The sequence below is a fragment of the Dyadobacter sp. OTU695 genome (assembly GCF_038440355.1).
Lineage (GTDB): Bacteria > Bacteroidota > Bacteroidia > Cytophagales > Spirosomataceae > Dyadobacter.
In genome coordinates this window covers 40,612-53,371 of the sequence record NZ_JASATN010000025.1, presented here as the reverse complement: position 1 = coordinate 53,371, position 12,760 = coordinate 40,612, and the positions used below count along the sequence as shown (strand labels likewise).

At 52.1% G+C, this 12,760-nt stretch carries 10 protein-coding genes; 5 read left to right on the top strand and 5 right to left on the bottom strand.

Going from position 1 to position 12,760, the window contains the following annotated elements:
* Positions 1 to 74 precede the first annotated feature (74 nt).
* Genes AAHB90_RS28735 through AAHB90_RS28720 form a run of 4 tightly spaced genes read left to right on the top strand, consistent with a single transcriptional unit; the run spans position 75 to position 2,266 of the window.
* Positions 75 to 920, top strand: a complete 846-nt coding sequence (locus AAHB90_RS28735; RefSeq protein ID WP_342088734.1) for a universal stress protein — start codon at positions 75 to 77, stop codon at positions 918 to 920.
* Between the two features lie 29 nt (positions 921 to 949).
* Complete coding sequence (locus tag AAHB90_RS28730; protein WP_342088733.1) at positions 950 to 1,186, top strand: BON domain-containing protein; 237 nt, start codon at positions 950 to 952, stop codon at positions 1,184 to 1,186.
* A gap of 4 nt (positions 1,187 to 1,190) precedes the next feature.
* The gene (locus AAHB90_RS28725; protein ID WP_342088732.1) at positions 1,191 to 2,012 is read left to right on the top strand and encodes a universal stress protein; all 822 of its coding nucleotides are present in this window, start codon (positions 1,191 to 1,193) and stop codon (positions 2,010 to 2,012) included.
* Between the two features lie 11 nt (positions 2,013 to 2,023).
* Positions 2,024 to 2,266 carry a hypothetical protein gene (locus AAHB90_RS28720; RefSeq protein WP_342088731.1) on the top strand — a complete coding sequence of 81 codons (243 nt, stop codon included), beginning with the start codon at positions 2,024 to 2,026 and terminating at the stop codon, positions 2,264 to 2,266.
* A 34-nt stretch (positions 2,267 to 2,300) separates the two neighbouring features.
* Here AAHB90_RS28720 and AAHB90_RS28715 read toward each other — a convergent pair whose 3' ends face one another.
* The 3 genes from AAHB90_RS28715 to AAHB90_RS28705 form a co-directional block, all read right to left on the bottom strand.
* Positions 2,301 to 2,795 carry a hypothetical protein gene (locus AAHB90_RS28715; RefSeq protein ID WP_342088729.1) on the bottom strand — a complete coding sequence of 165 codons (495 nt, stop codon included), beginning with the start codon at positions 2,793 to 2,795 and terminating at the stop codon, positions 2,301 to 2,303.
* A 79-nt stretch (positions 2,796 to 2,874) separates the two neighbouring features.
* On the bottom strand, positions 2,875 to 5,427 hold the full coding sequence (locus AAHB90_RS28710; protein ID WP_342088728.1) for a cation-translocating P-type ATPase: 2,553 nt from the start codon (positions 5,425 to 5,427) through the stop codon (positions 2,875 to 2,877).
* Positions 5,428 to 5,534: 107 nt separating this feature from the next.
* Entirely contained in the window at positions 5,535 to 6,380 is an 846-nt protein-coding gene (locus AAHB90_RS28705) for a universal stress protein (RefSeq protein ID WP_342088727.1), read from the bottom strand.
* Between the two features lie 171 nt (positions 6,381 to 6,551).
* Here AAHB90_RS28705 and AAHB90_RS28700 point away from each other — a divergent pair, with 171 nt between their 5' ends.
* Positions 6,552 to 7,127, top strand: a complete 576-nt coding sequence (locus tag AAHB90_RS28700; RefSeq protein WP_342088726.1) for a DUF4136 domain-containing protein — start codon at positions 6,552 to 6,554, stop codon at positions 7,125 to 7,127.
* 145 nt (positions 7,128 to 7,272) lie between these two features.
* Here AAHB90_RS28700 and AAHB90_RS28695 read toward each other — a convergent pair whose 3' ends face one another.
* Positions 7,273 to 8,406, bottom strand: coding sequence for an efflux RND transporter periplasmic adaptor subunit (locus AAHB90_RS28695; RefSeq protein ID WP_342088725.1), 1,134 nt, complete (start codon positions 8,404 to 8,406; stop codon positions 7,273 to 7,275).
* A 7-nt stretch (positions 8,407 to 8,413) separates the two neighbouring features.
* Positions 8,414 to 12,757 carry a CusA/CzcA family heavy metal efflux RND transporter gene (locus AAHB90_RS28690; RefSeq protein WP_342088724.1) on the bottom strand — a complete coding sequence of 1,448 codons (4,344 nt, stop codon included), beginning with the start codon at positions 12,755 to 12,757 and terminating at the stop codon, positions 8,414 to 8,416.
* Between the last annotated feature and the right edge of the window lie 3 nt (positions 12,758 to 12,760).

Below are 12,760 nucleotides of genomic sequence, written 5' to 3'. Positions count from 1 at the left end.
CACAGGAGAAAGACTAATTTAGAGCAAGCGTATAGCCATCAAGGGCGGCGCTGTCACATCTTAACACCAAGCTTATGAGACGAATACTTGTTCCTTGTGATTTTTCGGCAGCGGCAAAGCATGCATTTGAGTTCGCCGTTGAAATGGCCGCGGCTACGGGCGGTCACGTTCTGGTATTAAGGGTAATGCAGGCGCCGACAATTTTTGGGAACGGCATGCCCGGACAACCTTATACGGCGGTCGATCCGATATCAAGGATCGACGAATGGATGGAATACAGCGAGAAGGAATTTGAGAAAATGAAAAACAAGAGCCTTCGTGGCCCCGCCCGCGCCGAGCTGCTGCTGGAAACCGGCTATGTAAACGATGTGATCGGTGATGTGATTAAAAGGGAGAAAATAGACCTGGTGATGATGGGTACCGACGGCGCCTCGGGTTTGAAGGCGTTTTTTATCGGATCTCATACCGAAAAAATCGTTCGTGCGTCAGCTGTACCCGTGATGGCGGTGCATGGCCCGTTCCATATGGAGCAGGTTAAAAATATCATTTTTCCCACGAACATGGAATTAGACCAGAAGCCATTGGTCAAGCAAATCAAAGAACTTCAGACCTTGTTCGGCGCAGTCATCCATTTGCTATATATCAACGGTTTCCCCTTTAGTCTCGAGTCCGATCAGGAGGCCCAGCAGAAACTGGAAGACTACGCCCTTTTTTATGATTTAAAAAATTACACCGTTCACGTGAGCCGCGGACTGAACATCGAGCAGGGTATTTTGAAATACGCACGCCGCATACCCAATTCAATCATCGCTATGGGCACCCACGGCCATAAAGGCCTGGCCCATATCACCGAAGGTAGTGTCGCCGAGGATGTGGTCAACCACCTCACAGAGCCCGTCTGGACATATGTAATGCAATAAGTTAGTGTAAACCAATAGCCCGATCTGTTATGACAACCTGTATCCCCGATCTTGCTATCGCTGAGCAGATCAGCAGTATTCTTGCGCGTGATGTCCGCATCAACGATCATGCTATTCATGTGAGCATTCATGACGGCTGGGTATTTCTGGATGGTCATGTCGACTTTGAGGCTGACCGGGACCTGGTTCAGTCCCGTGTTGAGAATGTGACTGGCGTTTACCGGATAACCAATAATCTTACTTACCCACGGCAGGCAAATCATTAGTTTTATGACAGATTCGGCCGCGATGTTCAGAATCCTGATTCCCAGTGATTATTCACAGGTTTGCAGGCAAGCGCTTCAAGCTTGCGCCACTTTCGATTGGAGGCGGCCCGTTGAGGTCTTTGTCCTTACCGTCCAGGATCCCATGCAGCCCCAGGTAATCACGCAGAAAGATCGGGACCAACTAGAGAAATGTTTTGCAACTTTTCCGGCTGATGCTAAAATCACCGTGCTTGAAGCGCAAGGACGGTTCGTAAACACGGTCCTGGAAGTGGTTGCCTCAATGCAAATAGACCTGATCGTAGTCGGCACCAGGGGTGCCAGAGGATGGGAAGGCGTATTTGTCGGTTCGCATGCCGAGAAGATCGTGCGGGTTTCGCCAGTCCCTGTGTTTGCCATTGGCCAACGCCCGCGCCTCGACGGATTAAGCACCATTGTCGTACCGGTCGACATTGATCGTAATCCTGATGAATTGCGAGACTGTTTGGCAATACTATCCGGATTTTTTAACGCGCGGTTTCATCTTTTATATGTGAAAACCGACCAGACCCGGGGGCAGCAGGCAACCGTGGATTTGCTTGCTGAATGTAACCGGAAGTTGGGGCTTGCCCATTGTGTAAGCGCTGTTGTAAATGCGGAGGAGGTCGCCAACGGTGTTATCGCATATGCAGGGCAGATCGGCGCCGATATGATTGCAATCCCTACAATGACAAATCCCGACCCCGCCCATATGTTCCGGCCGAGCATCGCCGCGGATGTTGTCAATCACGCCCAAATACCTGTTTTTACTTGTCCGCTCGGGCACAGGCAGCAATTAATACCACATTAAACCTTACTACTATGACTTACCAGGCAGAACAAGAAAAAGTGACATTCGTGCTTCCCCTTTACTTTATTAAGGCGGAAGTGACCTTTACTCGTCAATCGACCGACGAGGGGCTTACCCTGCCGCTTGCGCCGGAAAACGGCCCGAGGGTAAGTATTTCAACCCGCCAATTTGCCAAAGGCTTCTGGCTGGCCCGGCTTACCTGGTCGGTCGGACGCGAACGCTTTTGCAGTGAGGGCTGGTTTGAGATCGCCTGACAGTATTGGTAATGTCCTGAGGGCGGCGCAGTTTTTATTGTAAATTCTGCGCATGGGTTGAAAGGCGCGACCGAGCACCATCGGCCCTGATCACACGGAAAATCGCCCATGCAAGCAGCAAAGGCATCGGGAAGGCTGCATATAGCCCTAGCGGGGCGATAGCGATGCAGAAGATGATTCCCGCCCAGCCGCCTGTTTGAAATACCTGGCCGGTTTGGGTCATGGCAAGAGCGATCAGGAGTTGGCAGGCGGCTATTGTGAGTACCATCGGTGTGATAATAGGAACAAAGGCGCCCAAAATGAACTGTTTGTAGACTGGCATGGCACTGTCCGCAAAGTCCTGGTAGCTCCAGGGTGCATCCAGGGCGATATATGCATTGACGCCCGCAGCAAAAAGAAATATCAGGAAAAGAACGATACGCGCCACCGACGGCCGGGTTTTGCCGATCCAGATCAGGAATATAGCCAGCCCATTGCAGGTCAGATAAAAGGCCCAGGAGGCCATGTCAAGGAATTTGAGCGAATCCATAGCACCGACTTTGAGGTTGTCTGATTATTTTAACTTCCTTAAAATAAGCGCTATGTGGGGTAAAAAAGGTTGACGAGGCTTACCGTGGAATATGATCTGTATCAGGATTTCGATCGCCCGGGTTAATCCGTTTTTTTGAGTCAGGCTGAAACAGTTTGTAAATTTCAAACCATACAACAGATACCACGCCGAAGCCAATGCTCAAAAGTATGCTGTTAGCGTCAGGTATGGAGAGCCGAAATAGCGCCGAGACGGCTGGGATCAGAAATAGCAGGAAAGTGAGCGTAATGGTGGCGGCCGGGACATAGAACATCAGGTTGTTGGGGTCTTTGAAAATCCCTGCAAGGCCTTTTTTAGTGGGACGGTTGGTAATGGTCAGTGCAATGTTAGCTGAAATCATTCCGATAAAGATCATTGCACGGGTGGCTGACTCCTGCTGCCCGCTGTTCAATGCGATCCGGTAGATAAGCAACAGCGCCGCTGCGATGGAAAGTCCTTGCAAAAGGCTCAGCGTCAGTTCGCGCAAGCCAAAAAGTCTGGCCGTGACGGGTCGGGGTTTTTCCTGTAAAAGCCCATTTCGCGCCGGCTCATTCTCATAGACAATCGAGCAGGTCGGCCCCATAATCAGCTCAAAAAATATGATGTGCACCGGATCGAAGATGACCGGGTAGGTCCAGTTGAATGCCAGCGGCAGAAATACAAGCAGAATCAGTGGCGTATGGACCGCAACAATGTACCGGATCGCATTTCGGAGATTGATATAAATGCGCCTTCCGCCTTCGATGGCGCTGACCATACCGGCCAGATCATCGTTGAGCAGGATCAGGCTCGAAGCCTGCCGGGCAATTTCCGTTCCTTTTCGCCCCATCGCGATTCCAATATCGGCCGCTTTCAGGGCAGGCCCGTCGTTGACCCCATCTCCGGTCATCGCAACGATTTCACCCTGCGCTTTTAATGCCCGGATCACGCGGAGTTTGGCTTGGGGAAACATCCGCGCAAATATGGTCGTGGATCCTACTGTTTCTGATAAGCCGTGATCGTCCAGGGCCATGATCTGCTCGCCGGTCATGATGCGCTCGGGGTGTTGGAGCCCGATTTGCCGGGCAATGTAGCTTGTCGTTAATGGATTGTCCCCGGTCAGGATCTTGACTTGCACGCCGGCTTGATAGAAAGCCTGCATAACGTTTTTCATCCCGGCTTTGGCAGGATCGTAAAATGCTACCAGGCCAAGGATTTGAAACGGCAGCCTTTGCTGGCTTTCGGGTAGGTCGGTACCTTGAAAATCGGATTTTCCTACGGCCAATACCCTGAATCCGTTCGAAGCAAAAACATCGATGGCAGTTAACAAACCGGTCTTGTCTTCAACAGAAAGGGCAGCCGCATTGATCAACGCTTCCGGCGCGCCCTTCACGGCGATAATGCGCTGGCCATCCTTGCTCTCCCAGACGTGGGTCATCATGGGTGGCTTACCTTCCAGCGGATATCCCCGTAGCATAGTTAGCCCTGTGTATGCAGGCATATGAGTAGGGGACCAGGTTTCGAACTTGCGGTGCAGCTCGGCCTCCATCGGATCAAACGGCTTTATTTCGCTTGCCAGCGCGGCGTGATAAAGCAACTCTATCGCATCAGCCGGCAAGACGGAAAAGTCGGTGATCAAATGCCGCCCGTTAAGCAAAAAAATCCCTGAAAGCGACATGGTATTTTCCGTCAAAGTACCGGTTTTGTCCGTACAGATAACGGTAGCACTGCCAAGGGCTTCGACAGTTTGCATTCGCTTGACGATAATCCCCTTTTTCATGAGCCGGTAGGCGCCAAGAGCCATGAATGTGGTGAAAGCAACCGGGATTTCTTCCGGAAGAATGCTCATCGCCAGCGTCAGCGCCCCTAAAAAACTTGCCGGCAGGTCCCCCGAGCGGACGAACCGAATGACCCATATAGCCACAAAAATGATTCCACCGACCGTCGCCATATCTCTGACCAGTCGCTTGATCTGAATCTGCAATGCTGACTTTTCAGGGGCTATCGTCTCGATGCTTTTGCCGATTTGCCCAAGCCGGGTAGCGTTGCCAACGGCGGTAATACGGCAGATTGCCTGGCCCGAACTGACCTGCGTGCCTGCAAATATTTGCCCGGAAAGCTCATCGGGTACTTTGTAAACCGGTACCGATTCTCCGGTCAGAATCGACTCATTGACGGTGAAGTCGTCCGTCGAAACTAGGGCGGCGTCCGCCGGCACCATCGTTCCTTCTTCTAATTCCACTATGTCGTTCACCACCAATTCTTCACTTTTCAGAGACGCCCATTCACTGCCGCGCAAGACTCGGTAGGCCGGACTGGTGAAGTTTTCGAGACTGACCAATGCCTTTCGCGTCCTGGTGTCCTGCACGATCGAAATAGCAGCGACCAGTAGGATTGCCACCAACATAATGATCCCTTCGCGCGTGGATCCCATGATAAAATAAATGACTGCCGCACCTACCAGCAGTAATAGCATGGGTTCGGCTGCCGCAGCCTGCAAAACAGACAGCAGCCGGGATGAATGTTGCTTTTTGAGCAGATTCTGCCCATGCTGCTTACGGGAGGCTTCAACTTGCTCCAAGGTAAGCCCGGTGTATTTTGGTTGATCGTTCACGCGTGCGGGCAAGTGGAAATTAAGTAATGCATTCGGGGCAAATGTAAGTGCCGCAGGGTTATCTGCGGCACTTATTGATTTAGCTTAGGTTGGTTATGCATTTGGTTTTAGATATGCTCGGAAAGTCTGCAAGTCCACACAGGTTCATGGGTATGGTTGATGACATTTTCCGCGATGCTTCCCAGCATCAGGTGGGTCAGCCCGGTATAGCCGTGGGTGGCCATCGCGACCATTGAGCCCGGTATGCGGGAAGCGAATCTGAGCACCCCTTTTTCTTCTGAGGCGGCGTGGGTAACATGTACCGTAAAATCTTTGAGATCATAGTATGCCGCCAGCTGTTCGAGCTTGGCTGTCAGCGCTTTATCCGTTTCCTTGCAATCGGGCGTCTTCACATAAAGCAGGTGCAGTTGCGCTTTAAAAAATATTTGTAACGCCCTGATCTGCCATATGAACCGGTGCTGGTCCAGATCGATCGTTGTCGGGAAGATGATATTGCGGATTTGATTGATCTTTTGGCCCTTATGTATTGAAATGACCGGTATGGGCGCCATCCTGACTACCTTTTCGGTATTAGAACCCAGCATCAGCTCCGTAATGCCGCTGCTTCCGTTTGTTCCCATCACGATCAGATCAGCCTGGGTTTCGTGAACGGTTTTGATCACGATCTGATGCAGCAATCCCTGTTCTACGCGAAAACCAGGTTCAAGCTGCGTTTTCAGCTCGCCCCTTACCCGCGCGAAATCCAAAGTTGCCTGCCGGCCCAATTCTGATAGTATTGAGGCCGAGCCGATAGGGTACCCATTCGGGTCCAGGCTCTCCAGATAAGCCGGGGTCATATTCACCACATGAAGGGCTGTTACCTCGCCTTGGGCGGCCTCGGCCAGATCGAGCGCGAACCGGAGTGCGGACACAGAAAGGGCAGAGAAGTCAAAAGGGATAAGGATCTTTTTCATATGCTGCTCGCTTAAAATGATGTGGTTAGCTGAATTGTCTGCAAGTTATTGACAAACAGTACCGTAAAGGATGACCGATAGAGGTATGGTATACTGATTTTGCTCATGTTTGGGCTGGGCCCTGATCTTTAATTTTATGTTCATATCAGTTTTTCTTTTGATGCTATGAGGATGACGCTGGCAATACTTGGAATTTTTTTCATCGGATGCAGTCCGCAAATTCGGGTTTATCACGATGTTGACAGAAGCTTGCCTGTCAGCCAGTACCACACCTTCCGGTGGGCGAAAGCTGACAGCACGGCCTGGAATATGAATCCGGTTTATTTCAACCAGTTAAACGACTGCCGCATCAAGCAGGCTGTTAACGATCTTCTGACCGCAAAGGGCTATTTACTTGGAGCGGACACATCCGATTTGACATTACGCTATGATATACGCATTGATGAACAGTCCATGCTGCTTCCCGACCCATATGGCTATCTGTATGGCGACTATTGGATGACGCCGCGTGATAACCTGTTTCGATACCGGGAGGCGACACTGATCCTCGATGTGTGGCAGGCGCAGGCCAGCAGGCTGATCTGGCGTGGATGGGCGGTGGCGGTCATAGAAGTAGTATTTGATGATGGGAAGAACCCAGATGTTGTCATCCGGTCAGCGGTAGCAAAGATCCTGGATGCGTTTCCTGCTTATCGGGCCCCGGATGACGTGATCACACCGGTGGCAACACAGGGCCAACTTAGATGATCAGGGAGGCAGGAGCGTAAAGTCGTTGAAAATAAAATCACGAGGGCTGACAACAACTGCGCTGTCCTGAGTCAGGCTGGTAAGCGTCTGGGCGGCAACGAATGTGGAAAGGCAAGACAAAAATAGAAAAGCACGCATGAGAGGGTTACTGATCAGATTTGTTTTTGAGAAACATCAGTAATGAATAAGCACCTTTCGTAACGCAGAGCGTTTCTTCCAGACCGGTAGGGCTTAGGATTTCGGTCACGCCGTTTTCACTAGTGCCCGTCTGAACGGCTGTCATCGCAAATCCTTCTTTTCCGGGAATAAAAATGTATTCTTTCCCTTCAAAGGTGACGATGGCGTCGTCGGGCAGAATGGTGGCATTTCGTGAGTCCATTGCAAGTTCCGCGTTCATGAATGTGCCAGGCATCAGATCAGGCTCATATTTCTGAAAATGACAATGAATTTCGGCTGTGCGCTCGGCGGATAGATCTTTGCTGACCAGTATCACCTCGCAGGGAACCTTCCTTTCTGGCCTGGAATTGGTAAATGCGAGCACCTGTTGGCCCTTGTGGATTTTGTCCAGATCCTTTTCAAAAACCTTGAGGGCCAGGTGGATGTCCTGTGGGTTGATCAATTCGAAAAGTACCTCGGCGGGCGTTAGGTACTTGCCGATGTTGACATTGACCCGCGACACATAACCGGAGATGGGGGAGCAAACCTTGACGCTGCGCGAGATCCGGTCCGCGCTTGTCTGGCGCGGGTTGATTCCCACCAGCCGGAGCTTTTCCGCCAGAGCGCTGACCGCCGCCTGTTGGGCCCGGAAATCGGCTTCGGCTTGCTGGAAGTTTTTGTCGCTCACAGACTTAGAGGTGTTAAGGCTCTTTTGTCGCTCGTATTCGGTCTCCAGATATTTAATCCGGGCGCAGCCCACCAAATAATCCTCTTGCAGCTGAATGTACTGCTGGTCTTCCAATACAGCCAGTACCTGCCCTTTCTGCACGGGCATTCCGGGCAACAGATTGGTTGATTTCAGATATCCGCCCAGTGGCGCGCTGACCGAGATCATATTTTGTGGTGGCACATCGATCTTACCGTTAAGGCGTAATACGGAAGAAACCGGCCAAACTTTGGGAAGGGCGGTCACGATGCCCGCGTTGCGAATTTGTTCAGGGGTCAGTTTCGCAACATTTTCTGTCGTTGGCACTTGGGAGGAAGATTCTTCAACCGCCGTTTTCGCTGTGCATGAGCCCAGCATGATGCCCAGGGTAGTGTAAAGCAGAAATTTGATATCCATCGTTTACTTATTGGATAAGGAAATAGTCCAGTTCAATGGCATTTTGGTTCAGATTGGCGATTGTATCGAGGTATTCGCTTTTGACGGAAGTGGCCTGGGCAATCAGCTGGCTCCATTCCAGGTAATTGATCTGACCTTCTTGAAGTTGGCGGGTGGCCGTCAGGGCAACCAACTCGGCATTGGGCACGGCCGAATTCCGATAGTAGCCCACGCGTTCCAGCAGCTGGCGGTAGCTTGTTAATGCTGCCATATACCGGGCCGCAAACTGCCGGTACTGGCTCTGATATTGTTGCCGGGCCGCCTGCCCGGCGATCTTCGCTGCGGCGATACGTGCCTTTTGTGCACCCGCGAAAACAGGAATGCCTATTCCAACCTGCGCAGCCTGGAAGCGAGGCCAGCCATTGTAGACCTTGTTGTCAGCACCGGTTCCGCGCATGCTCATATTATTGTAGGTTAAACTTAATTCCGGGAGAAGCCGCGCTTTCTCTACTGCAACAGCTGCTCCGGCAATGTTTTGTTGCCGGTCGGTCAGCTGCATGTAAGGGTGCGATAATAATTTGGAAGTATCTGCATACCCGGCGGTAGGAAAAATAAGCGGGCCGTCTTGCGGTTCATATGTTTCTGCCCCGTTTATCAGCAGATTGAATGCTATTAGCGCCAGTGTGTGATCAGCTTCCAGCTGCCAGCGCTGTTGCCGGATTTGACCTAGCTGCATTTCAATGCTTGTTTTTTCCAGCACGTTAGCCTCTCCCCGCGACAGGCGCTCGGCAGCGCGCGCGGATACCGTAGTGAATAGGCTATCAAGCGAACCCAGAAGCCGGGCTTTTTGTCTGAGATAAAGCAATCTGTAAAATTGCTGTGTGACATTGCGCCGGAGATCCAGCGCGGTAGCTGACGCGTGCAGCACGCCCGCCTCAAATTCCTGTTCCAGAAGGGAGCGCTGCCGCTGATAAACTACGGGCAGAAACACGGATTGGGATAATGCAAAACGTGTATCGGTGTAAGCACTGTTGATTTGGCCTGCCTCTATGCTGACAACGGTTTGGGGCAGGTTTACGGCCGTTTTTAGAAGCATCTTATGATAATCAGTCCTTAACTTTTCGCTTTTCAGCTGGCTATTGTCTCTAACGGCCAGGTCAATGGCTGTTCCCAAACCGATCTGCTTCTGAGCCCGGGCCTGGCTGGGTGCAAGTAACCAACCCAGAATCAACAGGATTGCTGTCCCGGCTTTGAGGTGAAACCGGTTTTCGAAGACCATATAAAGAACCGGCAAAACAAATAATGTCAACGCCGTGGCGACCAGCAGGCCGCCAATCACAACCGTAGCCAGGGGCCGTTGTACCTCGGCTCCCGCGCCATTGCTGACCGCCATTGGTAAAAAGCCCAGGGAGGCAACAAATGCGGTCATCAGAACCGGGCGGAGCCTATGGCTGGCACCCTCCAGTATGGCCTTTTGAATGTGGCCTTCACCGGCTTTGCGAATGCGGTTGAATTCGGCTACCAGTACAATCCCGTTAAGTACCGCTACGCCGAACAACGCAATGAAGCCTATTCCCGCACTGATACTGAACGGCATTCCGCGCAAAGCAAGCAGGAAGATGCCTCCGATCGCCGATAATGGAATGGCCGAGAAAATCAGCAGCCCGTCGCGCACGGAATTGAATGCAAAATAAAGGAGCACAAAAATCAGCACCAGCGATACGGGAACCGCGATCATCAACCGTCCTTTGGCTGCGTTCAGGTTTTCGAAGGCCCCGCCATAGGCAATATAATAACCGGCCGGTAAGTGCAGGCTTTTGCCGACTTTGGTCTGGAGCTCGTTTACAATGCCTTGTACGTCGCGGCCCGCGACATTGAAGCCAACTACGATGCGTCGCTTGGCGTCCTCCCGCTGGATTTGGTTGGGGCCGGTGACGATGCGGATGTCGGCAAGCTGGGAAAGTGGGACCTGACTGCCGCCCGGAGTAGGCACGAGCAAATCGCGGATCTGGGCCAGGTTTCTTTTTTGAGATGGGCTGAGCCTGACGACCAGGTCGAAGCGCTTTTCTCCCTCGAAAACCATTCCTGCACTTTGCCCGGCCAGCGCTGTGTTTACGATGCGGTTCACCGCCCCGATCGTCAGGCCGAACTGGGCAATGGTGTTGCGGTTGTAGCGGATTACCACCTGCGGCAGGCCCGAGACGGCTTCGATGTATAGGTTCCGCGTCCCTTCGACCTGGTTGACAAGCCTGCCAAGTCGGGCTGCGTACAGTGCCAACGTGTCCAGGTCTTCCCCGAATATTTTACAAACCACATCCTGCCGCGCGCCGGTCATCAGCTCATTGAAACGCATTTGCACCGGATATTGAAACCCAGCCGTCAACCCGGGCACTTCCCGCAATGCCCGGCCCATTTTTTCCGAAAGTTCAGGGAAGCTGCTTGCCGAGCTCCACTGGCTTTTATCTTTCAGGATCACCATCATATCGCTGGCTTCCATCGGCATCGGGTCGGTAGGGACTTCACCACTGCCGATTTTAGTAACCACTTTTTCGACCTCCGGGAAGCGGGTTTTAAGAATATGTGCTGCTTTGGTCGTATTTGCGATAGTGGTCGTAAGGCTGCTGCCTGTGAGCACACGCGTGTCGACGGCAAAATCCCCCTCTTCCAATGCAGGTATAAATTCGCCTCCAAGAGTGGTGAGCGTAAAGATCGCCGCCGCGAAAAGCAGTGACGCTGAAGTCATGACAAGTCTGGGCAAACGCAGCAGCTTTTCAAGCATAACCAGGTAGCCTTCAGAGATGCTGTCCATCATCCTGTCCGACCAGTTGCGCCTTTGGCCGACTTTTTTGCTCAAAAACACTGCGCTCATCATGGGAATATAGGTTATTGAAAGCAGGAATGCCCCTAGCAATGCAAAAGCCACCGTTTGCGCCATCGGTTTAAACATCTTTCCCTCTATTCCCTGCAAGGTGAATATGGGTAGGTATACAATTAAAATAATCATCTGCCCGAATACAGCGCTATTCATCATACGGTCTGCCGAATCCTTGACCTGCTCGTCCATTTGGGCTTGGGTGAGCCGGTCGGTACCTGAGAAATGGCCTCTTTGCGCGATTTGATGCATCACTGCTTCGACAATGATAACGGCGCCGTCGACAATCAGACCAAAATCCAATGCACCAAGGCTCATTAAGTTGCCGCTGACTCCGAAGCTGTTCATCATGATGACGGCAAAAAGCATTGCGAGCGGAATCACCGAGGCGACCAGCAGACCTGCCCTGAGGTTTCCCAGAAATAGCACAAGCACGAAGACAACGATCAAAGCGCCTTCCAACAAGTTTTTTTCAACAGTTCCGATCGCATTGTTGACCATTTTGCTCCGATCCAGAAAGGGCTCGATCACCACCCCTTCGGGAAGCGTCTTCTGGATCTGAGCTACACGCTGCTTCACCGCACGGATTACCTCGCTGCTGTTAGCTCCTTTGAGCATCATTACGACGGCACCTGAGACTTCGCCCTGATCATTGTAACAGATAGCCCCGTAGCGCGTCGCAAAGCCGGGCTTTACTTCTGCAACATCACGGATGAAAACCGGCTGTCCGTCTGCCAGATTTCTCACAGCGATGCTTCCTATATCTTGCAGGCTTTCTACAAGCCCTTCGCTGCGGATATAGAGCACCGAAGAACCCTTTTCAATATAAGCTCCGCCGGTATTGGCATTATTTTCCTGTAAGGCAGCAAATACGTCATTGATGTTCAGGCCCATCGAAAGGAGTTTGGCCGGATCCACCTCAATCGAATACTGTTTGAGTTTGCCACCAAAGCTGCTTACCTCGGCGACCCCCTTCACGCCAAGTAGTTGCCTTCTGACGATCCAGTCCTGAATCGTGCGAAGCTGGGTTTCGTCGTAGCGGTGCTCATAACCCTGCCGGGCGCGCACCACATACTGGTAAATCTCGCCCAGCCCCGTGCTGATTGGGCCTAACTCCGGGCTGCCGATCCCCTGGGGAATCTGCGATTGTATCTTGCCGATGCGCTCGGAGACCTGCTGGCGTGCCCAGTACACATCTACGTCGTCCTCAAAGACGATCGTGACCAGGGAAAGACCGAAACGGGAGAAACTGCGGATTTCTTTCAGACCGGCAATATTGCTGTTGGCCTGCTCGATGGGAAACGTGACGAGCCTTTCAATATCGGTCGCTCCGAAAGAAGGCGCGATGGTGATCACCTGTACCTGGTTGTTGGTAATGTCGGGCACCGCGTCGACCGGCAGGCGGGTGAGCTCGTAGCTGCCGTAGCCAATGAGCACAAGCACCAGCAGCCCTACAATGAGCTTATTGGCAACCGAGAAAGCGATGATCCTGTCGAGCATTGG

Excerpts from the sequence above, each read along its gene's own strand:
- AAHB90_RS28735 (WP_342088734.1), top strand. The coding sequence starts at position 75 with ATGAGACGAATACTTGTTCCTTGTGATTTTTCGGCAGCGGCAAAGCAT.
- AAHB90_RS28730 (WP_342088733.1), top strand. The coding sequence starts at position 950 with ATGACAACCTGTATCCCCGATCTTGCTATCGCTGAGCAGATCAGCAGT.
- AAHB90_RS28725 (WP_342088732.1), top strand. The coding sequence starts at position 1,191 with ATGACAGATTCGGCCGCGATGTTCAGAATCCTGATTCCCAGTGATTAT.
- AAHB90_RS28720 (WP_342088731.1), top strand. The coding sequence starts at position 2,024 with ATGACTTACCAGGCAGAACAAGAAAAAGTGACATTCGTGCTTCCCCTT.
- AAHB90_RS28715 (WP_342088729.1), bottom strand. The coding sequence starts at position 2,795 with ATGGATTCGCTCAAATTCCTTGACATGGCCTCCTGGGCCTTTTATCTG.
- AAHB90_RS28705 (WP_342088727.1), bottom strand. The coding sequence starts at position 6,380 with ATGAAAAAGATCCTTATCCCTTTTGACTTCTCTGCCCTTTCTGTGTCC.
- AAHB90_RS28700 (WP_342088726.1), top strand. The coding sequence starts at position 6,552 with ATGACGCTGGCAATACTTGGAATTTTTTTCATCGGATGCAGTCCGCAA.
- AAHB90_RS28695 (WP_342088725.1), bottom strand. The coding sequence starts at position 8,406 with ATGGATATCAAATTTCTGCTTTACACTACCCTGGGCATCATGCTGGGC.
- AAHB90_RS28690 (WP_342088724.1), bottom strand. The coding sequence starts at position 12,757 with ATGCTCGACAGGATCATCGCTTTCTCGGTTGCCAATAAGCTCATTGTA.